Below are 25375 nucleotides of genomic sequence, written 5' to 3'. Positions count from 1 at the left end.
TGACTTTAATAAGCTCTAAATCAAAAGAACTCGTCATTCTAGCGAGCTCCAGCGAGACTAAGAATCTAATAACAGCAAACTCCTATTCTCTCCCTCTCACCACAACCATTGCACAACCGAACGATAGATTCTGAAGCACACTCGTTTCTCGCTGTTCAGAGTGGCGATATATATTGGTTCGCATGAACATAGACCCAACAGCTCCCCACTCAAACTAAGTCAACACTTTTCTTTACTAACCCTATCGCGCATAATATGTACTGACGTATAAATGGTGGGTATATGAAGACTGTAGATAGGATATTGCAAATCGTTAAGCGTGATGGTTCCGTCACTGCAAAACAACTCTCTTCTGAGCTGGGTATGACAACTATGGGGGCACGTCAGCACCTTCAGAGTTTAGAAGATGATGGCATCCTGTCTATTCATGACGTCAAAGTCAAAGTGGGTCGCCCCGCTCGCCATTGGTCTCTCACTCAAAAAGGTCATGAGCAATTTGCTGACCGTCACGGTGAGTTGACCATTCAGTTTATAGAGGCTGTCGAACACATTTTTGGCAAAGATGGACTGGACAAAGTCACATCGGAAAGAGAAAAACTCACGTTACAAAGTTATCGTCAGCACCTTGAGCAATGCAACTCTCTGCAAAGCAAACTAGAAACTCTTGTGACACTAAGAGAGCAAGAAGGCTATATGGCCGAGCTTGAGCAAGATGAGAACGGATTTATCTTGATCGAAAATCACTGCCCGATTTGTAAAGCCGCAACTCGCTGCCCAAGCTTGTGCCAATCAGAATTAAGTGTCTTTCAGTCTTTACTTGGACGTGACACCAAAGTAGAGCGCACCGAGCATATCATCAGCGGTCAAAGACGCTGCGTGTACCGCATCCAACAACTGCAGTAACCACCACAACCAAACATCGACATGCCGCACTTATTCAATCTCAAGCTTAAAAGCTTCTCTTATAAGTGAGACGGCTGAAGAATTCATCCTCTCTCCTCTTTCTAGTGGTATAGGCTTTTAGTAACTAAAGGCAATTTCCATAAGGATTTGGAGAGCATCAATGTCTACTCTACGTCACTACTCTTCTCAAACGCTTCCGCCATTCGATGAAATGGTTCGAATGGCAGAGCGAGATCCAGAAGCTTTTGAGCAATTTCGTCATGAAATGGCAAAAGAGATGATCGAAAGTGCATCAGAAAACATGCAAGAAAGACTGTGGGCTCAGCAAAGCCACATCGATAGGGTCATCAGCACGTGTAAAAACCCTCACCACACCAATGTGGTATTGATGAACGAATTACAAAAACAGGTCGTGAAGTTCAGAGCGGCGCTACAAGGGGAAACGGCACCGACTCAAAAAGCGGATGTGGTTAGTTTAGAGGCATTTAAAGGTAGGGATGATTTTTACTGATACTCAGTAGATAGATCGAGAAAGTTAGGGTTCGTTTCTCTTACCAAGGCTAACTTCCACTCACGCTTCCACTGCTTGAGCTGCTTTTCTCGGTTTATGGCAGTAGCCATATCGTCGAATAACTCAAAGTAAACGAGCTTATGAACGTTGTATTTCTTGGTAAATCCCTCAACTACTCCGTTTTTATGCTGCCATATTCTTTGAGGCAACTGACTGGTAACACCAATGTAAAGAACGGCGTTGTTGTTTGACGTTAGGATATAAACGCAAGGTGTCCTATCGATGATTCATTCTCCTTCATGATTCGCTGTTACTTTTCCATTGTAATTCACTCGCTCAGTTCAAACTCGGAGCGCTCTGTGCGTAGATTCTGAATCACGCTCGTCCCTCGCTGTTTAGAATGACGGTTCTATTTAATAAGAGAAAGTCGTCATTCTAGCGAGCTCAAGCGAGACTAAGAATCAAGTAACAGCAAACTCCTATTCTTTCCCACTCACCTTAGCCACAGCTCAAGCGGACGATAGATTCTGAATCACACTCGTCCCTCGCTGTTCAGAATGACGGTGAGTTTAACAGCCTCTAAATCAAAAGAGCTCGTCACTCTATCGAGCCTTAGCGAGACTAAGAATCTGGTAACAGCAAGCTCCTATTCTCTCCCGCTCACCTTAGCCACTGCTCAAGCAGACGATAGATTCTGAATCACCTCGTTCCTCGTTGTTCAGAATGACAGTGGCTTTAACAGTCTCTAAATCAAAAGAGTTCGTCATTCTAGCGAGCTCAAACGAGACTAAAAATCTGGTAACAGCAAGCTCCTATTCTTTCGCACTCACCTCAGCCACGGCTCAACCGGATGATAGATTCTGAATCACCTCGTTCCTCGCTGTTCAGAATGACGGTGGCTTTAACAGCCTCTAAACCAAAGGGGATCGTCATTCTAGCGAGTCTTAGCGAGACTAAGAATCTACTTTCAGCGAGCACGTTACTTAAAGCGATTACTCCGGCTCAGGGCCATATTGGTTTGGTCCTGATGTCCCCTTTAAGAAGCCACATTCAATTAGAATCCATAAACCACAAATCAGAGAAATGGATGCAACGAACATTTGCGGTGTCGACGGCTCTTGTGCGACAGGGCTGGTCATTGGCGTGGCGATTCGTCCGATAATCAGCGGAATATTCAGTGCTAGCCAATAGATTGATTTGTTGCGGTCATGCCAACGCTTGGTGGTGATCGCCAAATCAGGGATTAACAAAATCACCAAGAAAATAGGGAGAAGTAAATAGGAGAAAGTAGGAAATAGCTTACTGATTCCAGCACCAAAACCTAGAATAGAGACATAGTAAATGACGTTCCAAATCCAGTAGGTTTTACGGTTTATACGCCCTTGAAAAGAAAACAGTAACTCTTTAGTCGACATCAAATTTTACCCCAAAATAGAAAGGTTATAGATTAGCCGAGTCGATATAATTTGGAAAGTACACCTGCAGTGTAAGCGCCAACAGCGCCGTTACAACAAGCAGAGCGAGACTAAGCTCAAGCAACGATAAACACTCGATAAGGCCTATTAGCCTTCAGCTCCCTTGCATCTCGCGATGCTTAACCCTGCTCGCTATTCTCAAGAAACTCGGTTCAACCTAATTCACTACCTTCTGGAAGCTTTCTACGTCCATGTCTCGGATATTGACCGTTAAGCTGTGCACGTGACTGGCTTGCGTTTGAAGTGTCGCCATCAAGGCTCGTGACAGTTCTCGCTTCTGCTCTTGGGAACGGCCAGATAGCAAATCAAAGTTGATATGGATAAAGTCGAGGCTATCGCCCTCTTCCCCAATTAACCAATTGTGGCACCTGAGCGTTCTAGATTTCACTGACGCGAGTTCAAAAAGGCCACTCTCTAACGCCGTTTTATGTAAGTCCTCCAGCAACCCCTGAACATTGACACGTTCTTCAACCGAGTTTGAATACTCTAAAACGAGATTTGGCATTTTGATTCCTTTCTACAACAATTAATTCCAGCGCGTAGTAATACCAATCTCAGCAGCAATTTCCGAGGAATGAACTATCATTCTGTCTACGTGATCACCAATCGATTGCTTTTGACAAAAATAACAGGATCGATGCTTGGTCGAATCAGTAAAGAAAGCCGGACAAGACATGACGCCAATCATGATCTGTTCACATTATTCTGTTATATTCCTACGTAGATTTTTTACATTAATTGACTATTTACATTAAAGATAAGGGAGATATTCCTATGCGTCGTCCTGTAGTGATGGGTAACTGGAAACTAAACGGCAGCAAAGCAATGGTAACTGAGCTGCTAACTGGTCTTAACGCAGAACTTGAAGGCGTTGAAGGTGTTGACGTAGCAGTCGCTCCACCAGCACTTTACATCGACCTAGCAGAGCGAGTAATCGCTGAAGGCGGTAACAAGATCATCCTAGGTGCTCAAAACACTGACCTAAACAACAGCGGTGCGTTCACTGGCGATATGTCTCCAGAAATGCTGAAAGATTTCGGTGCTACTCACATCATCATCGGTCACTCAGAGCGTCGTGAATACCACAACGAATCTGACGAGTTCATCGCGAAGAAATTCAACTTCCTAAAAGAAAACGGCCTAACTCCTGTTTTCTGTATCGGTGAATCTGAAGCGCAAAACGAAGCTGGCGAAACTGAAGCTGTATGTGCACGTCAAATCAACGCAGTTATCGACACTTACGGTGTTGAAGCTCTAAACGGCGCAATCATCGCTTACGAACCAATCTGGGCTATCGGTACTGGTAAAGCAGCAACCGCTGAAGATGCACAGCGCATCCACGCTTCTATCCGCGCACTTATCGCTGCGAAAGACGAAGCAGTTGCAGCACAAGTAATCATCCAATACGGCGGCTCTGTTAAGCCAGAAAACGCTGAAGCTTACTTCTCGCAACCAGACATCGACGGCGCTCTAGTTGGCGGTGCTTCACTAGACGCGAAAAGCTTCGCAGCAATCGCAAAAGCAGCGGCTAAAGCAAAAGCTTAATCTCGTTTTTACTGAGAGTAGAAATAACAAAGGGATGCATCATGCATCCCTTTTTGTTTGTGTATTAGATTACACACGATCATCGTAACTAAAGTCTAATCACTACCAAATAGGTCTCGCGTGTACACCTTATCAGCCACATCAGTAAGTTCTTCAACCATACGGTTAGAGACAATCACATCGGCGCTTTGTTTAAACTCATTCAGATCGTTGATTACACGTGAGTTAAAGAACTCGTCTTCCTGAAGTACTGGTTCATACACCACCACTTCAACGCCCTTTGCCTTGATACGCTTCATAATACCTTGAATAGACGAAGCGCGGAAATTATCTGAGCCAGCTTTCATTATCAAACGGTATATCCCAACCACTTTAGGTTCTCGTTTGAGAATAGACTCAGCAATAAAGTCTTTACGAGTTCGATTGGCTTCCACTATGGCCCCAATAATACTGTTTGGGACATCTTGATAGTTTGCACGAAGTTGCTTGGTATCTTTTGGCAGACAATAACCGCCATATCCAAACGAAGGGTTGTTGTAGTGGTTACCAATACGCGGGTCCAAGCCAACACCTTCTATAATTTGGCGAGAATCAAGATTATGTGCCTCAGCGTAAGAGTCTAGTTCATTGAAATAAGCTACGCGCATCGCAAGGTAAGTATTTGAGAATAACTTAACCGCTTCTGCTTCTGTAGAGTCAGTAAACAGGACTGGGATATCTTCTTTTATCGCTCCTTCAACGAGAAGGTTGGCGAATGTCTCAGCACGCGCACTACGCTCCCCGACAATTATACGAGAAGGATGCAAGTTATCGAAAAGTGCCTTTCCTTCACGCAGGAATTCTGGTGAGAAAATAATGTTTTCACAACCTAGCTCTTGCTTAATACGCGCAGTGTAACCCACTGGTACTGTAGATTTAATCACCATTACAGCACTTGGGTTAATCGCCATTACATCCTTTATCACCGCTTCGACGGAAGCAGTATTAAAGTAGTTGGTTTGTGGGTCATAATCCGTTGGCGTAGCTATAACAACAAAATCGGCCCCTTTGTAGGCAAACGCTTTATCCGTGGTAGCAGTAAAGTCTAGTTTTCTATTAGAAAGAAAATCTTCAATTTCTTTATCTACAATAGGTGAGCATTTGTTGTTAAGCTGCTCAACTTTTTTTTCTATAATATCAAGTGCAACAACTTGGTGGTTTTGGGCTAACAACATCGCATTAGAGAGCCCGACATATCCCGTACCGGCAACTGCTATTTTCATTCCAATACCCTAATCTTTAGTTCTTATATCAGAATATCAATAGTTTTAATTTTTGGATAGTGAAACAATATTGTGCAACCTAAGCTTCATACATTAGAAAATAAAAAAGCGGCTCATTGGCCGCTTTTTGCACATCGTATTACTCTATGAGTTTAGTCTAACTGAGTTGATAGGTAACGCAGGTAGGCATTACGTAAGCGAATCTTATTCTCTTCAAAGTAATCACTACCATAGCGACCACGGTTGAAGTAACGACGTAGCATGCTGTTGTCCATGATAAGCTCATCACCTTGCCCATCACTTAAGTAATTCACGTCATTGCCTACTCGTGTCATCACATTAAAGTCATAGGCCTCGTTGCCTCGAACCTGCAACAAACCAGGAGACATATCGCGCCAAGGTGTTAGTGGTAACTTGACTGAAACAGCCACAAACTGCTCTTCATCAGTATCTTTGTACTTAGTAACCTGATAAGTAGCGGAAACCTCAATATCCTCAAACCAATGAGAGGTTGTTAGCTTGGCACCGACATCACCTCGCCAAAACTCACCCGCTGTCGCGTTAAACTGCCAATCCCATTCAGGCATTGAGAAAGTATAGCGAGCTAGCGAAGTTTGACGATCGAGAGTCTCGTATCCATTTTCATCTTTCTCATCAACGTGCTGGAAATAACTCATTTCTAAGCTAAAGGCATGCGCACCGGACTGAGAAAACCATGTTGATTCACTTCTCGCGCCAATATAATCTGTTTTCGCCAAACCGACGGATACTTGGTTCGCGATATCAACATAAGGCAAACGGAAGAATTGATGCAACATTGCACGCTCGATATCATTCTCGTACGCGCTATCTTCAAAGTATCCCCATTTTTCATAATCGTCACTTTCTGCTAACGGCAGAATATGGCGAACATCGACAGCGGCACCAGACCAAAGATAGGTATATAAGTTGCTCGACATGGCAAAGGAGTAGTCATAGACCCCAAACTCTGTCGCAACGGCATGGCGAACCATAGGAGAAAAAACAAGTTGAGAGTCTAGTACACCGCTATTTACGCGCTCTGTTTTCCAATTAACCAGCTCAAGTTTCTCGGCTAAATCTCGTGTCGTGAACTTAATATCCTCGCACGCAGCAGAACCATTGATAAAACTTTGATAACAAGACGAATTCGCTTGCACACTAACAACAGGCTTTTGGTTTGCGAGCATAATTAGCTCAATGCGATCCGACTCACCGCCCACTTCTGATACGGCATTTTGACCTAGGTGACTAGAAATGATCCCCATAGCAACACCTAAACCGTCGACTTGGTTATGGTTATAACGACGGTTTTCTAGTGCAACTACCGTCGTTTGGTTCAACAGACCAATTTGAATATTCACGAAGCCTTCATTACGAAGCGTGCTCACCAAAGTAGAGATAGAAACCTCTTTGGCTTTCTTCTGCTCCAAAGACAGCCTTTCCATCAACGTGACATTATTGCGAGAGTAATCGCGAGAACGCGTGTACCCGGTGACTAGAGGTACTGAAAGTGCCGCGTTCCAGATATTTTGCTCATCTGTATTGTGGCCTGAATATAGCTGATAACTGAGTGAAGCTGTCACATCATAAGGCAGTGTACCTTGTGGAGTAAAAAGTTTTACCGATGAGTTGAACTCCACAGCATCGTATTCCCCACTAACCTGTAAAAAGCTCAATGGTTGATACTCAATACCACCGAATGGGCCATCCATCACACCCAATTCGATATCAGAGAACCCGTAACCTGCCGACACTCGAACTGGAGCAAAGTCGAAAGAGTAGTCCGCAACCGCATATTTAGTGCTGAACTGATTGGCAGAACCACCTAGATCTTGAATACCTAAAGCAAAGTCTAGATTCTCAGTTCCCCAAAAGTTAGGAACCTGATATTTGAAAGACATCGATAGATCACGAATGTCTCCACAATCGTAAAAACAGTTAGAGGTATAATCGTCAGTGACAATTCTTCCGTGGGCCTCTAAACCCTCCAGCAAACCAAACGAAAACTTGAGAGAGTCTAAATCCTGAACGGCTTTTCTCCATGGTAAGCCTTGAGCATACGTAAAAGAAAAGTCTCCGTAATTTAACGACTGCGCATTAGGGGTAAAAGTCAAACCCGTAAAGCTTTGGTTGGAAGGTAACGTTTCCAACTCGTGAGCGGTAAGGGAGGTACTTACCAGTAGCGGCAGCGATAAAGCTGCTATCCCTGTTTTAATCGTTTTCTGTGCCATCAGTTTTAGCCACTGTTAATATATTGAATACAGAAAAAGGCACTCAGAAGTGCCTTTTTGATATTGTGATATGCCGATACTGGGCTCGTCATAGGTAAATCTCCACAGCGAGCACCACGAAAGCATATCTTATTAATTTTTCTATTATTTACCAATCAAACAAAAGCATCAAGTTTCACTTGCATTACTTTGCTTTAGTTCAAAAGTATATAACTCCGCAGTGCGAGTATTTTGCTTCCATACAAGGTCTTCAATGCCATCTACTGGGTTAAAATCTGTAGGGGCCTCGAGCAGTAAACGACGAATCACTTCGTGTTGGAAGTTGTGGCAAGCAACATCGAGCTTGTCGATCAAGGTCTCATACTCTTTCAATGGCAAATAACTTTCTTGGGCTGTCATAATGCGAGCATGTGCCGTTTCGGAAACATTATCATCCCCAATCAACAGCTCTTCATATAACTTCTCACCAGGCCTCAAACCAGTGAAGAGAATTTCTATATCGCCATGAGGATTGTTTTCATCTTTAACTTCAAGGCCGGATAAATAAACCAAATTCTTCGCTAGATCGACAATCTTAACTGGCTCCCCCATATCGAGAACAAATACATCGCCACCTTTACCCATTGCCCCTGCTTGAATGACCAACTGAGCGGCTTCCGGGATCGTCATAAAGTATCGAGTAATGTCTTTATGAGTGACCGTAATAGGCTCTCGCTTTTCAATTTGTCTTTTGAATACAGGAATTACCGAGCCTGACGAACCCAGTACATTACCAAAGCGCACCATACAAAAGCGCGTGCCAAGGTTTGGGTTGCTCTCACGAATTCGATTTTGTTGCTCCGCTAACGCTTGTAACCCCAACTCAGCCATGCGTTTAGTCGCACCCATGACGTTCGTTGGTCTAACGGCTTTATCGGTAGAAATGAGAACGAAATTCTTCACACCAGCATCAATCGCGGCTTGCGCTGTGTAGTAAGTGCCAAATACGTTGTTTCGCACACCTTCAACAACGTTATACTCCACCAGAGGAACATGTTTGTACGCTGCAGCATGGTAAACTGTGTCCACTTCAAACGCCTTCATGGTTGTTTCTAAGCGATTTTGTCGCTGTACAGAGCCAACTAGAGGCACAACCACAATGTTTAGCTTCTTAGCCTTGATGATTTGGCTTAGCTCACTGTGAACCTGATACAAGGCAAACTCAGACAGCTCAAATAAGATCAATGATTTTGGCGAGTAGTTCAAAATCTGACGACATAACTCAGAACCAATTGAGCCACCAGCCCCCGTCACCATGACCACTTGGTTCTTGATGTTTGCTTCCATCAAAACTTGTTGCGGCTGAACAGGATCACGACCTAACAAATCACCAATCGGAACCTCTTTCAATTCATCAATTTTCGCCTTACCCGTAAGGATATCTTTCATATCTGGAACGGTTTGGATTTCAACCGGAAGTTTAGAGATTCGATCCAAAACCTCCTTACGACGTTTATTCGAAGCGCTAGGAATGGCCAGTAAGATTTTTTTCACTTCATGCTTTCTGATCGCCTTTATCGCATTATCTGCGGTATAGACTCGATAACCCATTAACATTGTGTTTTGCAGGGTTTTATCTTCATCCACAAAGCTGATAACTCGGTAGGTTTCTGATTGTCGCAGCGCAAACGCAAGCTCACGACCAGCACTACCTGCACCATAAATGAGGACTGGATCTCCGGCCTTATGTACCGATTGAGCAACCAAACTTCTTACTAACAGACGGCTAGTCCCTACTCCTATTGCTAGAAAAGCGGCATAAATAAAAGGAATCGAGCGTGGTAATTGGGCATCGAATGCGAAAGCAAAACTGGCCACACAAAGCGCAGATAGAATAGTACCCAACCCGACGACTGCCAGCACATGAAAGCCTAAATAGCGTAATACCGCTCGGTAGAGGCCAAACGCGACAAAGACAGCAAGGGTACAAACAACGGTGGCAAGCAATACGTAGTGACTGCTTGTATCTGGAAGTGGACGGAACTCACCGATGCGAGACCAATAAGCAAACATAAAAGCTGCAGAGATAATAAAGAAATCCACTCCGATACTAATAAGGCGCTTTTGATATCTCGGTAAAGACCAAATGACGTTAAGTTTGGAATTATTTTCAATCATGACAGTATGTAAGCCTCATTACCCCAAGTTTATTTTTTAAGAGTTTGGTGGTAATGCTAGTTAATGTTATGAGATAGCCTGAGCAAAGATTATACAACCTGATGATTATGTATAGAACCATTATTTGCATATTATCTCGCTGCATTGCATCTTTTAAGCAATATGCGTAACAGACGTTTTACATTTTTCATCAAGTAGTGGGACGCATTGGTAGGAAAAAATTATAGATAACGATGCGTTAAGGCATTGTTATTTATGCATCCCACTCAGACTGAACAGGTTTACTTCTGCGCCTCTAACAACACTTCACGGATCACGCAGCTGATTTTAGCAACTTCTTCTGGTGTTAATGTCGGATGGACCAAAAACATCAAACTGGTTTCACCTAACTGCACCGCATTTGGTAGGCGTTTTTCTGGTCGCCATGGCGTATTATCAAATGCTTTTTCTAAATACACCTCAGAACAGCTCCCCTGATAAGCCGGAACGCCACGTTCTACAATGGTTTCCACAATGCGATCTCTCGTCCAGCCCTCTGCCAAATGTTTAGGCTCAACAAATAGGTAGTGTTTGTATTCTGCGTGCTGCGAATGCTCAGGCACGTGAACACGGCGAACGATATTGAGATCTGCAACCGCCTCATCGATTTGTGCCGCATTGGCTTGACGTTTTGCCGTCCATTCTGACATGCGAGTCAATTGAATACGACCAACCACGGCTTGTAGCTCAGTCATACGCCAGTTGGTTCCAAAGCTGTCGTGCAACCAGCGAAAGCCCGGTGGATGTTGACGGTTATAAATCGCGTCATAGTTTTTACCATGATCTTTGTAAGACCACATTTTTGACCACAAATCTTTATCATTTGTGGTCACCATGCCACCTTCACCGCCTGTGGTCATGATCTTATCTTGACAGAAAGACCAAGCACCAATGTGACCAATTGTGCCTACACTGCGCCCTTTGTATTTTGCGCCATGTGCTTGGGCACAATCTTCAATAACAGAAAAACCATGTTTTTCTGAAAGTGCCATAATGGCATCCATTTCTGCAGGCATGCCAGCTAAATGAACAACAATGACCGCTTTCGTCTTAGGGGTTAGCACCGCTTCAATCGACTCAGCCGTGATGGCTTGGCTATTGAGTTCCACATCCGCGAACACAGGATTGGCGCCAGCCGTAACAATAGAAGAGGCAGAAGCAAGAAACGTTCTAGGCGTCGTAATGACCTCGTCCCCTTCACCAATCGCTAACGCTTTAAGCGCGACATCGAGTGCAAGGGTACCGTTGCTTAGTGCAACAGCATGATCACATCCAACCCAAGCTGCGAATTCTTTTTCGAACTCACGGCACTCACTACCCGTCCAGTAGTTTACTTTGTTTGACAGTAGTACACGACTAACTGCATCAGCTTCTTCTTGAGTAAAAGAAGGCCATGGAGAAAATGGAGTATTAAGCACGATGTCACCTAAATAAAAATTATTCTAAGAATGTTATTTTGACTTGTTTACGAGCTGTGCAGGCGTACCCACAACAGTTTGCAAATCTGGTACATGGTTCACGACAGTCGCACCCGCTCCTACCATAACCCCCGTACCAATGGAAATAAGTTGTTTAACTTGGCTTCCGATACCGAGCCAAGTACCCTCCCCGACAGTTACCCCACCAGCAAGATTACAACCAGGGCTAACATGTACGCCATCCTCTAAACGGCAGTCATGATCTATCGTTGAGGACGTGTTAATAATGCATGCTTTACCAACTTTGACAAAAGGGTTGATGACAGCACCAGCCATGACCACCGTACCTTTATCAAGCTGACTATGCCGACTAATTGTGGCCCTAGGGTGCTCTAGTACAGAGAATTTAGCGCCAGCTATACTCAGTTGCTTCTGCTTTTCTAACCTGACTTTATTATTGCCGACTGCTATGACCGTCAGATCAAACTGCGCCGCTACCTTTAACAAGGTTTCGGAATTCCCTTTGACTGGCCAATGCTCAACATTTTGCAACTCTGGCCAGCGGTCATCAAAAAACTCAATGTTTGTATAACCATTTAGCTCCGCAATTTCAGCAACGACTTTACCGTGACCACTAGCGCCTAAAATTGCGCAAGTTCTATTCATTGATTTCGCTCTGCTTTGATTGACCAGTAAAAGGTTCTATCGTGACATGGCCATCCGCCGATATTCCTTCCTTCACAAACACTTTTTTAACGGTTAGGAACAGAATTTTGATATCTAGCCACAGGTTACGATTATCGACATACCAGACATCGAGCTTAAACTTATCTTCCCAGCTGATTGCATTACGCCCATTAATTTGAGCCCAGCCCGTTACGCCTGGCCTTACTTCGTGACGTCTTGCTTGCTCTTGACTATAAAGCGGTAAGTACTGCATTAATAAAGGACGTGGCCCCACTAAACTCATCTCACCTTTCAATACGTTCCACAACTCCGGAAGCTCATCAAGGCTTGAATTTCTCAACTTGTCTCCAAACGGAGTCATTCGCTCGGAATCAGGAAGTGGATTTCCTTGTGCATCGACCGCATCTTTCATGGTACGGAACTTAACCATTTCAAATGGTTTACCATTCAAACCAGGGCGAGTTTGACGAAACAACACTGGCGAGCCTAAGTTTTTACGTATTTTCCAAGCCACGAGCGCGATAATTGGCGAAAGCAAAATAAGCCCAAATAAAGAGGCACAGAAATCAAATAACCTTTTCATTATTTACCTCTGCAGATTTCACATCTGATTGAGCCGTTCCTACTACCCACTGAACCCATTTATCAGCTAACAACTGACGGTCAAACTGACTTTCGGCAAGCTGTCGAGCGGATGCCCCCATGTTAACAAGCGCCTCTCGATTATCTGCCGCCTGCTCTAAGGCATTTGCAAATGCCTGCGGATTTTCCGGAGCCACAGTAAAGCCACACTGAGAATCTTCTATCATCCCTGCTAGCCAACCTGGATAGTTATTAATCACCGGGAGACCCGCAGAAATATAATCGAAAAATTTATTCGGAGATGTTCCGTAATAAAAAGCAGGGATATTTGCCAACACTTGCATTCCAACATCAGCACTTGCCATTAACCCCGCCAACTTCTGCTTATTTACAGGAGGGTGAAATACAACGTTATTCAGCTGCATCTCTTGAGCTTTGGCCTCCAATTGTGGTTTTAGCTTACCTTGCCCCACCAAAACTAACTTAATATCATTTCGGCCACGGCTTTGTAACTCTGTCGCTGCATCTAAGACAGCATCCAAGCCGTTCGCCATACCATGAGTGCCAGTGAAAACCGCCATCAAATCTTCTTGCGTGACACCCTCTGGTCGCCATGGTTCGCTTGGTTGAGTAAAGATGGAGAGATCACAGCCATTGGGTACCATCGCTATTTTGTCTGTAGGCACTCCACGCTTCTTGATTCCCTCGACAATGCCAGGAGAAAGGCCAATACAGCGATTCGCACTTCGATAAGACGCCCATTCTAATAGAGACATCAAACCCAAAATGATAGGGTTTTTGATTACCCCCATTTCTTTTGGTAATTCAGGCCACAAATCCCTTACTTCAAATACAAACGGCTTTCCACGTAACCAACGTGCAAAGATACCTGGAATACCCGCTGTTAATGGGGTTGTTGTTGCAAACAATACATCGTATTTTTCCGTAAAAGCTAAGCCGATACTTTTTAGGGCAAATTTAACAAATGTCATGCTTCTTTTAAGAAAGCCATCTGAGTTGGAATACGCCAAATCAAATTCAATAATGCGGATACCATCGACGACGCCCTCACGTTTGCCACCAATAAACTCTGACTCTAACCCTGTCTCTCCTCCACCATATGTGCCACATACCATAGTGACATTATGCCCATGGTGAATGAGGCGCTTTGACATCCCGTAGGAACGTATTCCTGTGGAACCCTTAGGTGTTGAAAAGTGCTGGTGAAAATAAAGAATATTCATTATCTGTAATTATACTCTGTCGTTATTTTGCCATCTGACGTTACTTCGATTTCCAAAACAGGAATGGAAGTTTCTTGGTAGTAATAGCGAGACTCTTTTCCTTCGACTAACTCAAGTCGTTTGATGTCGGTATTACTATTTATCGTTATAGAATGAATATGGTTGGTGATGCGATTGCCTTCTATCATCCATTCCCCTGGACTCAGGCGCCAACGTAGTATCGCTTTGTTCTGTACACCTTGAATATCATCTACAACTCGCAGCGCACTGTTCGAAAGAGAAATCTCTCTTTTATGACTGCACCCCAAATAGTCACGGTAACTAGCGCTACAATATTGGCGATCTTCATCCCAATGGACATTTTCAGCCTTAAGCCAAGCACCTAAGAGAAATCTGCTCAAGCGTGGCATTTGTTCATGCTCATCAAACTGAACAGTATTATGACTTTGCGTTCCACCATAGTAATCGATATATGCTTGACCAGCATTGTAACTAAAGGTGCCACCGTCTCTTAACAGGTTTACACCATCAAGCCAAAAGTCCACATGTAGAGCATCGTTTTGAGCAGGTCGAAAACGAAATATAGGGTAATTGAATAGTGCAAACGCTCCAGTTTGGCTTCTTAATCCGGCGTATCCACCTTGCGCAAAATGGAATGAGCTCGGTTGGTTGAGTACTCGCTGAGATTTACTTAATCCCAGAAGTTTAAGTGGCTCATCATAGCTACCTGCTTTTTCCCAAGCAGATGACTGTAAGAACAGGACTGAGGCAAGCTGAACCGTTGGGCGAAAATCTCGATAATCCGAGTCACTTAAAGGTAACAACCTTGCGCCATCATTATGACCTAAATTAGGTGCATCCCCATTTACTTCTTGAATCAACTGATATAACCATTGAGTCGCCAAACCAATTTTTGTATACAACGACGGACTAAACGACTTGAGATTAAGTTCCCGCCTCCATAGCTCAGCCATTGAGTAAGTATCTAACATAACTCGGTGATAGTTGACTGAATACTGGCTGAATGTTCCATCACAATCGATTAAATGCTTTGCTCGATTCTCTAACCACTTACGCCCCATTTTTTGCCAGCGCATAGCGCTTTTATCGCCATTGGAAACAAGCCAACTTCCACCGATAAATAGGGCTGCAGCTTCCGAAGTGCCATGGTTGTTATCTTGAGCAACGGCATAAGAGATGGTCGGGGCAATGCGTTTTAAGTGGGCTTTAACAAATGCCAACAGTCCAGGTTCAGGACTTTCAACTTGATTCAGTAATTTAGCAGCCATAGCCAAATGCATGACTCTTATTGACGCTTCTTGACCACACTTCCAGTTCGGCCCCAAATAAGGAGAATTGTGTTTTAGCCAATCTTTCGTAGTTGCATTCAGCTCATCAAGCGCTTGCTCTCTTCCAGAAAGATAATCCTTCGCTAAGCCTAGTACCCAGTCGAATCTAGATGCTTCCCAAATCCCTTTAATATCACCAACATTAGAATCAAAGTCAGACAAACAAAACCAAGGTTTATTCATGTTGGAGTAGCATTTTCCAGTTAATGCGCTCTCCGCCCATCGCAATTCACTGACTAATCGCTTCGGCTTCCAACCAAAAGGGGAGAATTGGTATCGCTGACTAGATTTACATTGAACTGAAGCAGATAAAGGACGAAACAAAAGCCCCGATATCGAGGCTTGATTGAGACGCTTAACTGGGTTTAATCCACTTCGGACACCTAGTTGGTAAACTGCCACTCTGGCTAAATTGAGAACACCCAAGTTCTTTGCAGTTTGCGCTTTTAGTTTGAGACTCATTGTTTACGCAATTGCTCTGCTATTTCAATTGTCACTCTTGCTACTTCGAATAGCTCTCGAGGTGGAATCGGCGACTCTTTACCTGATTCAATAGCACTAAGGAAAGCAGCCGCACAACCTGTTTGCCCTTTGTCTTGTTTCCATAAATTCATTTTACTAAAGCCAGGCCAACCAAAACCTTTTAACTTACGGAAGTTGTCTAGTTGAAGCACTCTACCTGCTGCGAAAACTTCTACGCGCTCTTTCGGGAAGTTAGCAGCACCATTAGCTAAGTAGTGGATAGTGCCGAAAGAACCATCAGCAAAACCAAGAATAATCGCAGCTTTATCTTCCGTGATATCAACACTATCAACATCACCCATACGACGACACTGCACAGAAACAATCTCTGAATCAGCTAGGTATCTCATTAGATCAATGAAATGGCACGCCTCGCCAATAATACGACCGCCGCCAATTTCATTATCTTGCGTCCAGTGATCCGCAGGGATAGATCCAGCATTCATGGTCATCATAAAGCTCTTAGGTTCTTTCACTGACGAAAGTAGCTCTTTCATTTTTTGCACTTGAGGCGAAAAACGGCGGTTAAAGCCAACCATTAACTTTGGCGCTGAAGCAGTAGATGCTTTCGAATAATAGGTAGCTTCCACTTCCGCAAGCTCTTCTAGAGTGACGGCTAAAGGCTTTTCTACAAATACGTTTTTACCTGCATTGAGCGCTTCAGAAACAAAATGAGCATGGCTGTTATGGCGCGTAACAATTGCAATTGTGTTAATTTCTGAGTCAGAAATCATGGCGCTTGTATCAGTGGTGGTTTTTGCAAAACCAGCTTTTTCGCCATGAGTTACTCCATTAATACCACCAGAAGTGGCAATAGTATGTAGTTGAGCGCCTCCCGATTTAAACGCAGGGATCAACATGCGAGAAGCGTAGTTCCCTGCCCCAACAAACCCAACAACAGGCTTAGATGCTTCAAAAGTCGCTTCGCTGTTAAGTGTGATAGACTTTTCGTGGCGAACACTGGAATCACTCTGATATTGAAGCAAAATACCTAGCGCTGACTTATCAGAAGTTAGTAATTCATATGCTTGCGCTGCATCTTCAAATTTAAATCGATTAGTAATAAGTGGTTTAACATCAACTTGGCCAGAGGCCATCATGTCCAAGATAGCTTCGAAATTTCGTTGTTCAGTCCAACGTACAAAAGCATATGGGTAATCTTGACCATTATCTTCGTAGTTGGCATCGTAGCGACCAGGGCCATAAGAACAAGAGACTTGGAAGGTTAGTTCTTTCTCATAGAAATCCGCACGATTTAGCTCTAAGCCAGTCACACCAACAAGGATAATGCGGCCGCGCTTACGACTCATTCGTGCAGCTTGTGTCACTGGATCATTTGATTTTGTCGAAGCAGTAATAATTACGCCATCGACGCCGTTTCCACGGCTAAATGCCATACCAGCTGCAACAGGATCTTCACCTTTACCAGGGTTACAAACTTCCGCGCCGAATTGCTTCGCCAGCTCCAACTTCGCATCATCGTAATCAATCGCCAGTACCCGACAACCTTGAGCACGCAGCAATTGAACGGTTAGTAAACCAATTAAGCCAACACCAGTAACCACAAACGCTTCACCTAATGTTGGTTCAGCTAAACGAATCCCTTGTAGACCAATACTCGCCACAACCGTAAACGATGCTTCCTCATCGGATACGTTGTCTGGAATTAAAGCGCACAAATTTTTAGGCACACGAACGACATCTGCATGAGGGCCGTTCGATACAACGCGATCACCTTCTTTGAAGCCCTGAACACCCTCACCAACGGCGTTAACGACACCAACGTTGCAATAACCCAAAGGTAATGGTTGTGCCAACTTAGACTGCACTGCTTCCAATGTTGTCATCAAGCCATCTGTCTGCACTTTTTCCAACACCATTTTTACTTTGTCTGGCTGCTGGCGGGCTTTATCTAACAAACTCGCTTTACCAAAATCTACGAGCATACGTTCTGTGCCTGCAGAAATTAATGAGATACTGGTATCGATTAATAAATTACCTGTTGAGGCTTTTGGTGCAGGCGCTTCCACTAGGTTAGAACCGCCTTTAGCCATGTCTTGTAGTATTTGTTTCATTTAATGAACCTCAGAAATTACAAATTTTATCTTTCCATTATTAGTTCTTTTAAACTTCTCAGAATAATCAAAATGCAAGTCCAACTCATTATTAAAAATGGAGTTTAACTCTTTAAAGAGTCTTTTTTCACATTCATTTCCCCAGGATTTATTAACAGATAAAATAATAGTCAATCTGGTTATATCATCTTGAACCAATTGAACTTGTTCAATAGAAGTGAAGTTTTTAAACACATGACCAATTCTAGCAATTTTTCTACCGCTGCTCAGTGTTATAGTGTCATCTGCTCTGCCATCTACGGAGCTTACTTTCCTAGGAAATGAATTCTCTTCAACTCCTATTGCGATATCCCCTGTCTTGTACCTAAACAATGGAAATACTAGATTATTAAAGTTTGTACCTATGATTTCTTTTTGGCCATTCTCATTTGTATTGAACTCTACCATAGAGAAGTCTTCATCAATTGTGAGGTACTCATCATTAGGCCTTTGTGAAAAGTTTGCAACTGATTCAGCAAGGCCATAGTGTTGCTTAGGCTCACATAAAAAAAATTGACTTATAACTGAAGACTGCCACGATTTTAAGCTCTCAGACCCGATAGTAACAAGAGTCGGCTTATAATCTAAAGCATACCCGGATGAAATTGCTAAACTAGAAAGTTGAGATAATAAAGAAGGATAACCATGAATCCATTTAGGCTTCTTTCTATTTAGTTCATCTACGTAGTGCTTTATATTATTTTTAGAAATATTATAGGCACAGAAATATATCTGGCGAGAGGATGAATTATATCTACAAAACGGAGGAACGTTATTAAAAACAAATCGTCTTCCAGAGAAAATCGCACTAATAGTTTTTTCATCCACCCCATATTCTCGCCGATACCTCCACCAAGTAGCCCAGCGATGCCACTCCGTTTCTCTAGTTTCATAAAAAGATAAGCCGGCACCGGTGGTACCACTAGTGCTAATTTTTAGAATTTTATTTGAAAAATTAGAAACATATATATTAGAAACATTTTTCCTGACTTCTTCTTTTGATAGAAGTGGAAGTTTTTTTAGTTCTTCGAAAGGATCATTTCCAATGTTTATATCATAATCTGAGAATTTTTTTGCCCAGTACTTAGATTGTTTTGCGACTTCAAATTGAATGTTTAATTTTTCTGTTTGAAGTTTCAATATTTCATCTTTATTAGAAAGATCACGCGACAATATGTCATCCATAATGGATTTGTAGTTTCCTCCATACCTTCGATAATCATTATAGTAGCCGTAAAGAGAAAAAATTGAGTTTTGCATAGAAATTGGAAGTTTAGAATAAATTTTTTTCAAGGTAAATTCCAACTAAATAGTCTTAATAAAATCAAGTAGGCTAGAGACACTTGAAACATGTAAATCGCTCACATTATTGCCATGCCCCGTTAGGCATTTTTTTAAACCTGTTAAAAAGCTAACTCTGTTTTCAGATTTATATATATAACAAGCAGAAGGGCGATCAATAACATCACTAACAAGTACAGGTGTATTAGATTGAATAGCCTCTAGGACGGCAACAGACGAACCGTCATAGTTAGTCGTCCTAACGTATACATCAGCCAAAGATAAAGCATACTTAAAGTCAATTGCATCTGAAATATAAAGATACTTGCCAGTTTTAAATTCTTCTTTAATTCTACTTTCGAATGTTCCACTCAAATCAATAAACAAGACAAATATTTCATTGTTAACAACCATTTCCTTTACTGAATCAATAAAAAAACCAGTTCCATATACTTCTTTTCCGTTTCTAAACTTATTATTATTCGTATAAAAAAGTACTATAGGCAATATATTAAACTTAGTTTTTCTTTCAATTTCCTCATGAATATGGTTGTTCAAGAACTTACTATCAGTACTTTCCATACCCTCTAAAAATATCGAAGTTTGCTTGAAAATTTTCATCTTAGGGTGTTTATTATGAATATGATCATAAACCTGCTGATTCAATACGATAACGCCGTTGGCAACTTTCAAAGAAAGATTATTGAAAAAATTTTTGGAATTAAAATTCGACCCATGAACAACAAAAACAGTCTTCTTGCAAATTAGTTTAGAAATCAAACAATATATGAGCCTTTTTTTAGGATTAGACCAGTTAACATGACCAACATTATTACTTCTTCCCCAAAAGTAACTTACCAGTCTTCTTACATCAAATAGATCCCTTTCAAATGAAAGATTAGATAAAGACAACATTAGATTCAAGATAGATATTGTGACGCCACCTATAGGTGGGGGAATCTTTCCAAAAATTATAAATCTCATAACATTTCCTTTCACTCAACGTTATTATAATAATATTCCCAAGTGTAACGATTTAGTTTACTACTTATGTTATTATAGTCACATAAAGAAATAGCACGCTCCCAATCTTTATAATCCATATTATCTATAAAACTAGTGAATATAACATTGTTTGAGAAATAACTAGAATAGTCACCAATTTCATTTGAAATAATTGGTACAACTCCACGACTAAGATATTCAAGAAACTTAATTGGTGAAGCTGTCGAATTTATGACATTTTCATCTCTAATCAAAAATCCGAAATGAGACCGATCTAGTTCCTTAAGTACAAAATCACGATCACCTGATAATACTTCATATGATTCTATTGTGTAACTCCTTATAATTTCTTCAGCCTTTTCTTGGTCAGGTGTCACTACGATCAGGTGTTTATTTGACATATTCAAACTTTGATAAATATTAAGGATTTCTTCAAAATTCTGCCACTTTGACAAGCCGCCGACATAAATAAAATTGAAAGTCTTACTGCCATAACATAGTTTTTTTGTTTTCTTGTTAATATCTTTATCTGAGATACAACAAGGTATGACCTTTATATCACGTAAACCAAACTCTCTAATGAGATACGACTTCATATTCTCAGAAACACAGTAGACTTCATCTGCAAAAACGAAGCAGAATTTTTCTAAGGTCCTCAATATACTCTTTCTTATTTTAGATTTATTTCTTAAATATGACTCTTCTGAAATCAATCCTCTAAAATCAAAAATCAGTTTGATACGACCAAATGAAATTAACTTTAAACATAAAGAAAAAATAAAATCAAAAACGGATCTCGTATATATGCTTTCAATATGACATTTATTTGAAAGCAAATTTAAAGCACCTACTACAATGTTGGCTCTTGTTTCGTTAAGAAAATATTTATCAATTAGTTTACTATTTTTAACGTAGATATAAGAGTTGCTTGAATAGTTGTATCTAGACAAAAATTGAGATTTAAACACACCAACTGTAATACTTGATGGCAGAATAAAAACATTAGCTCTTCGCACTTCTGTTACCTATAACTTTGGCAGGGTTACCTGCAACAATACTATTATCTAAAATATCCTTAGTTACAACAGAGCCTGCACCAATAATTACCCCTTCTCCAATTTTCACCCCAGGTAATATAGTTACTCGAGCTCCAATCCAAACATTGTCAGAAATTATTATTTTCTTGTAGTTATTCATTCCCTGATAAATAATCGGAATATCCAAACTTTCAAAATGATGATTTCTTCCATATATAATGCAGTCTTTCGCCATCATTACGTTATCTCCAATATCTAAATCTGCCCTTATCCAACAATTAGCACCTAAATCAGAATTATTTCCAATTTTTATACTTTGCCCCCAACAAAAGTTAGCTTTTTTATGTACATTAAAAAATCCATTAGAGTGTGTAACTAAGTTTCTGACGATATAATATCTAAGTAACTGACTAATGCGACCCAAAAAAGGTACATTCGAATGAGGGAAGTGCTGTAGAAGGCCGTAATATATAGCGTAGGAAATCCACCTTTTACATTTATGTATTAGTTTTTTCATATAGGCCCAATGCTCTAATTGTGAAATACCCAAAGAAAGTAATATAAAAAACTTGTTGTAGTGTTATTGTTGCACACATTAAAAGCAATCCTAAATACCCCAAAAACAAACAATTAGAAACTGATGATCTTCTTTTAAATTTGAGCATAGGGAAAATATATACCAATAGAAATAATATCAATCCTAAGCTCCCGAACTCAGCGAGGTTTTGGATATATGTATTATGCGCAGAGTCATTAATAACACCATAAACCCCACCCACACCTATGCCTAAAACTGGATTATCATACCAAGAATCAAGTGCCATACTCCAAAAGTCAAATCTCCCTGAAGCACCATTATTTATTATTGAATCTTCAATCGTGTATATTCTTGCATAAACATAATCACCGAGAAAAAGAAGAGAGCTGAAAAACACTCCAATAATTAGTATTAATATATTTTTCTTTTCACCAAAACTTGAGCTTGTTACTAACGCTAAAAATATTAGCAATGACAAAATCACAAACGCACTTCGACTCATTGTCCCAACTACTTGCATAATATTAAATGCAATAAAAGTAATAAAAATAAGACCGCCAGAACTTTTTGAACTATTCTTTTTTAAGTAAAATCCAAGTGATATCAAGGCCGGAAACATGTGTAGTGCTGCCGTATAATTTGGCTCCTGGCCTATCCATAAGAGCCTACTTACTAACTCCCCATCAAGAAGATATTCTGTTCTTGTGTTCCAATCGATATCACCAACCATAATTACGTTATTCAATGCTGATTCCTGACCCTGATACAAATAAATAGCTTTATATATCAGAGCTAATGAGGAAGCGAGCATAATATGATACAAAGCACTTCCTATATTGTTGGGGTTTACAGATAAAAACAGAAGAGACAATAAGATTAATGAAAGGACATAAGGGACGTAATATTTAATCCCAACATCAGTTAAATTAAAAACAACAGAAAATGTCACAAAAACTAAAAGAAGAACATTGATCAAATAATAATAATAATCAAACCTTGTTATTTGTAAATATTTCCATGTTTTTAAAATAAAAATATTCACAAACATACTTATCATAACGATTATTGTAAACAAAGGGAACCCTGTTATAGCAGGGAGAGGGGAATATAATAAATAAGGAATGAGATATATTAAGTTTATACCTTTTAAAACCGAGTAAGAAACCAATAACAAGAAAATAATCGCTGATATTTTTTCATTTGAAGTTAGGAAGAACTGACAAGTACTTATAAAAAACAATAGGGGGATAAAAATTTCTTTATTTAACTTCATCATATATACTTGCTATTCTATCAGATACAGCTTCCCAAGTTAGAATAAAAGAGGTATCAAAATCTTTTTTTTCTTCTCCTTTTTCTAATTTCAATAATGCATTAGTGATTGATTTTTCATTGTTAGGGTTTATTAAAAATGAGTTTGACTTTATTTCACTTTGAATAGGAAATGATTTTGATACAATGAGCTTACAATTAGACGCGGCTGCCTCATAAAGTACAAGAGGCATGACCTCACTAAACGAAGGTAATATAAACGCATCTGCTTTTTTATATTCATTTAGTAACTCTTTAGAAGAATAAGGGATTGGACCTTTTAAGACAACATTATCCTTTGCATGAACCAGTAAATCTCGATGATATTTAATATCCTTAATTGGCCCTACAATAGTGTAATTAAACCTAGTTTCTCCGCTCGAAATACTATTAATTGCTTTAACCACTGAAAGCTGATTTTTTCTTTTTTCTACAGTGCCAACCTGTAGTAAATTAATGACATTATTTTTTCTTTTACCTTTAGATTGAAAAAACCTTGCTTCTGTACCATTAGGTACTACTTCAATCTTACTCCTAGGGATATTGAAAACAAAAGATATCAACTCTTTCTCTTGTAAATTAAGAGCGATAATTTTATCTGATATAAAAAACACCTCTTTCGTTCTCTTTATATCACTATATACACCTGGTAATTTTGAGAGGTATGTTTTCATTTTATAAAGGTATTTACTTTGACTGAACGCATTTAAAACAGGGCTTATAACTACCTTTATACCTCTATCTTTTGCTTTTTTCGCAAGATAATTGTTCGATGAGTCTGTCGCAAAAAGATGTAAAATATCGCAATCACAATCTAAATCCTTCCACTGATCATGCAACGTAACCTCTATTCCTTTTTTTATTAACTCAGCTCTAGTCAAAGATATCTGGTTTTGCAGTCCACCAATATTTAAACCTATCCTTGAATAGGTAGAAAAAACCACTTTCATTTTATATTCCTATATCTAAACAAATATAATGATGACATTAGCAATGACAAAGATGCCATTATATTAATACTATAAAATGCTCCTAAAAAACCCATATTTAAGATAATAAAATAAGAGACAAATATCGATACAATAGAAAAGACCAGATTAATCATTGATAAGGCTCCAGATTTCTTTATCTGTATGATTTTCAAGACGAATATATAGTTTGTTATTGTAATTACGATCCAGTTACATAGAAACAAAAAGCCATTCATTATATCTTCATCATTATTATGATACATCATTACAAATATTCTTTCTAAAATTTCACGAGTTATATATATACCGAACAATCCTACAGATAAAAAAACTCCCCCCCTAAGTATTACAGAAGCACAGTTGTATCTAGATAGTAATTTTAATAAACTGCCTTTTAATAGTTCAAAGACTCTCAATGCTGCTGATGGCATTTGCATTGCAATATTATATTTGGCCAAAAAAGCACTTGAAAGCAAAGAAGCCAATAAAATATCATTAACCTTAGTACTTCCTAACGAAGTTAATGATAGTAGATAATTTGATTTTGTCTTATTAAAAATCTTAATTATTAACCTCAAACCAATACGAAAAGTTAATTTAGATTTAGAGAAAAATTTGTATTCTACAAAAAACGGAAGGATTGCAATAATTCTTGCTGCTATATTACATATAATGAGATTAGTAGAGTTAATTTCAGAATATAGAATTAATGAAGTTACAGATGTTAACCTTATTATATCAAACAATAATGAAGAAAATCCAGATAATAATCCTCTCCCTCTTATATAGTTTGACTGCACTAGAAATGTATTATTATATGTAACAACTCCAAAAATAAAGGCAGTTATTAGAAGAGCCATTTCATTATAAAAAATTGAAGCAAGAAAAGCCATAAAAAACAAAGTTATTGAAATAACTATTGAAAATGACATCAATCTAGGAATGATGACTTTTAGGTAACCGGCCTCTTTGTCTCTTACTTTTGAATAAAAACCCAAATAATAATTTCTAAATCCAAGATCAAATATAATCATCCCTATCTGTGAAAATAATAAGAATACAAAAAAATCACCTATAACTTCAAAAGTAGAACTCCTGACTATTAAGATATTAAATACTAAAGAGGATATTAATGTTATAAAAGCGCTAACTATATTAATATACATAGGTAA

Annotated in this window: 22 protein-coding genes; 3 read left to right on the top strand and 19 right to left on the bottom strand. The window is 40.1% G+C overall.

Features of this window, described 5'->3' with window-relative positions:
• Positions 1-282 precede the first annotated feature (282 nt).
• Entirely contained in the window at positions 283-903 is a 621-nt protein-coding gene (locus ACZ5ZC_RS09180) for a helix-turn-helix transcriptional regulator (protein WP_053809483.1), read from the top strand.
• 160 nt (positions 904-1063) lie between these two features.
• On the top strand, positions 1064-1414 hold the full coding sequence (locus ACZ5ZC_RS09175; RefSeq protein ID WP_085342723.1) for a DUF3135 domain-containing protein: 351 nt from the start codon (positions 1064-1066) through the stop codon (positions 1412-1414).
• Here ACZ5ZC_RS09175 and ACZ5ZC_RS09170 read toward each other — a convergent pair.
• The 3 genes from ACZ5ZC_RS09170 to ACZ5ZC_RS09160 form a co-directional block, all read right to left on the bottom strand.
• A complete protein-coding gene (locus tag ACZ5ZC_RS09170) occupies positions 1408-1674 on the bottom strand; it encodes a GIY-YIG nuclease family protein (protein WP_372051706.1) in 267 nt (88 codons plus the stop codon). The genes ACZ5ZC_RS09175 and ACZ5ZC_RS09170 overlap by 7 nt on opposite strands.
• Before the next feature lie 732 nt (positions 1675-2406).
• The gene (locus tag ACZ5ZC_RS09165) at positions 2407-2829 is read right to left on the bottom strand and encodes a DUF805 domain-containing protein (protein ID WP_012841178.1); all 423 of its coding nucleotides are present in this window, start codon (positions 2827-2829) and stop codon (positions 2407-2409) included.
• Positions 2830-3046: 217 nt separating this feature from the next.
• A complete protein-coding gene (locus tag ACZ5ZC_RS09160) occupies positions 3047-3394 on the bottom strand; it encodes a 5-carboxymethyl-2-hydroxymuconate Delta-isomerase (protein WP_134647683.1) in 348 nt (115 codons plus the stop codon).
• Positions 3395-3663: 269 nt separating this feature from the next.
• Here ACZ5ZC_RS09160 and tpiA point away from each other — a divergent pair, with 269 nt between their 5' ends.
• Positions 3664-4434 carry a triose-phosphate isomerase gene (gene tpiA, locus ACZ5ZC_RS09155; protein WP_005384863.1) on the top strand — a complete coding sequence of 257 codons (771 nt, stop codon included), beginning with the start codon at positions 3664-3666 and terminating at the stop codon, positions 4432-4434.
• A 95-nt stretch (positions 4435-4529) separates the two neighbouring features.
• On the opposite strand, the gene ACZ5ZC_RS09150 is transcribed toward tpiA, so the two are convergent.
• From ACZ5ZC_RS09150 to ACZ5ZC_RS09075, 16 genes are all read right to left on the bottom strand, one after another.
• Positions 4530-5696 carry a nucleotide sugar dehydrogenase gene (locus ACZ5ZC_RS09150; protein ID WP_248381503.1) on the bottom strand — a complete coding sequence of 389 codons (1167 nt, stop codon included), beginning with the start codon at positions 5694-5696 and terminating at the stop codon, positions 4530-4532.
• Positions 5697-5848: 152 nt separating this feature from the next.
• Entirely contained in the window at positions 5849-7948 is a 2100-nt protein-coding gene (locus ACZ5ZC_RS09145) for a YjbH domain-containing protein (protein WP_464931866.1), read from the bottom strand.
• Between the two features lie 168 nt (positions 7949-8116).
• Positions 8117-10105 (bottom strand): polysaccharide biosynthesis protein, encoded by a 1989-nt coding sequence (locus ACZ5ZC_RS09140; protein ID WP_464931865.1) that lies wholly within the window; start codon positions 10103-10105, stop codon positions 8117-8119.
• A gap of 281 nt (positions 10106-10386) precedes the next feature.
• Positions 10387-11562 (bottom strand): DegT/DnrJ/EryC1/StrS family aminotransferase, encoded by a 1176-nt coding sequence (locus ACZ5ZC_RS09135; protein WP_464931864.1) that lies wholly within the window; start codon positions 11560-11562, stop codon positions 10387-10389.
• Positions 11563-11595: 33 nt separating this feature from the next.
• On the bottom strand, positions 11596-12228 hold the full coding sequence (locus ACZ5ZC_RS09130) for an acetyltransferase (protein WP_226421497.1): 633 nt from the start codon (positions 12226-12228) through the stop codon (positions 11596-11598).
• On the bottom strand, positions 12221-12832 hold the full coding sequence (locus ACZ5ZC_RS09125) for a sugar transferase (protein WP_226421496.1): 612 nt from the start codon (positions 12830-12832) through the stop codon (positions 12221-12223). Before ACZ5ZC_RS09125 ends, ACZ5ZC_RS09130 begins: the two co-directional genes overlap by 8 nt.
• Complete coding sequence (locus ACZ5ZC_RS09120; RefSeq protein WP_331905259.1) at positions 12816-14006, bottom strand: glycosyltransferase family 4 protein; 1191 nt, start codon at positions 14004-14006, stop codon at positions 12816-12818. Before ACZ5ZC_RS09120 ends, ACZ5ZC_RS09125 begins: the two co-directional genes overlap by 17 nt.
• 68 nt (positions 14007-14074) lie before the next feature.
• Positions 14075-15886 carry a heparinase II/III family protein gene (locus tag ACZ5ZC_RS09115; protein WP_464931863.1) on the bottom strand — a complete coding sequence of 604 codons (1812 nt, stop codon included), beginning with the start codon at positions 15884-15886 and terminating at the stop codon, positions 14075-14077.
• Positions 15883-18021 carry a bi-domain-containing oxidoreductase gene (locus ACZ5ZC_RS09110; RefSeq protein WP_464931862.1) on the bottom strand — a complete coding sequence of 713 codons (2139 nt, stop codon included), beginning with the start codon at positions 18019-18021 and terminating at the stop codon, positions 15883-15885. Before ACZ5ZC_RS09110 ends, ACZ5ZC_RS09115 begins: the two co-directional genes overlap by 4 nt.
• Entirely contained in the window at positions 18022-19353 is a 1332-nt protein-coding gene (locus ACZ5ZC_RS09105; RefSeq protein WP_464931861.1) for a phenylacetate--CoA ligase family protein, read from the bottom strand.
• A gap of 12 nt (positions 19354-19365) precedes the next feature.
• The gene (locus tag ACZ5ZC_RS09100; protein ID WP_464931860.1) at positions 19366-20325 is read right to left on the bottom strand and encodes a glycosyltransferase; all 960 of its coding nucleotides are present in this window, start codon (positions 20323-20325) and stop codon (positions 19366-19368) included.
• Positions 20326-20336: 11 nt separating this feature from the next.
• On the bottom strand, positions 20337-21362 hold the full coding sequence (locus tag ACZ5ZC_RS09095) for a glycosyltransferase (protein ID WP_464931859.1): 1026 nt from the start codon (positions 21360-21362) through the stop codon (positions 20337-20339).
• Positions 21349-21543 carry a DapH/DapD/GlmU-related protein gene (locus tag ACZ5ZC_RS09090; RefSeq protein ID WP_464932133.1) on the bottom strand — a complete coding sequence of 65 codons (195 nt, stop codon included), beginning with the start codon at positions 21541-21543 and terminating at the stop codon, positions 21349-21351. Before ACZ5ZC_RS09090 ends, ACZ5ZC_RS09095 begins: the two co-directional genes overlap by 14 nt.
• 337 nt (positions 21544-21880) lie before the next feature.
• Positions 21881-23197 (bottom strand): O-antigen ligase family protein, encoded by a 1317-nt coding sequence (locus ACZ5ZC_RS09085; protein ID WP_464931858.1) that lies wholly within the window; start codon positions 23195-23197, stop codon positions 21881-21883.
• Positions 23181-24182 carry a glycosyltransferase family 4 protein gene (locus tag ACZ5ZC_RS09080; protein WP_464931857.1) on the bottom strand — a complete coding sequence of 334 codons (1002 nt, stop codon included), beginning with the start codon at positions 24180-24182 and terminating at the stop codon, positions 23181-23183. Before ACZ5ZC_RS09080 ends, ACZ5ZC_RS09085 begins: the two co-directional genes overlap by 17 nt.
• Entirely contained in the window at positions 24179-25369 is a 1191-nt protein-coding gene (locus tag ACZ5ZC_RS09075) for a hypothetical protein (protein ID WP_464931856.1), read from the bottom strand. Before ACZ5ZC_RS09075 ends, ACZ5ZC_RS09080 begins: the two co-directional genes overlap by 4 nt.
• Positions 25370-25375 lie beyond the last annotated feature (6 nt).

It is taken from the genome of Vibrio sp. JCM 18905, assembly GCF_055393305.1.
Note: the sequence above shows the minus strand (reverse complement) of the source record. Positions and strands in the feature narration are given on the sequence as shown.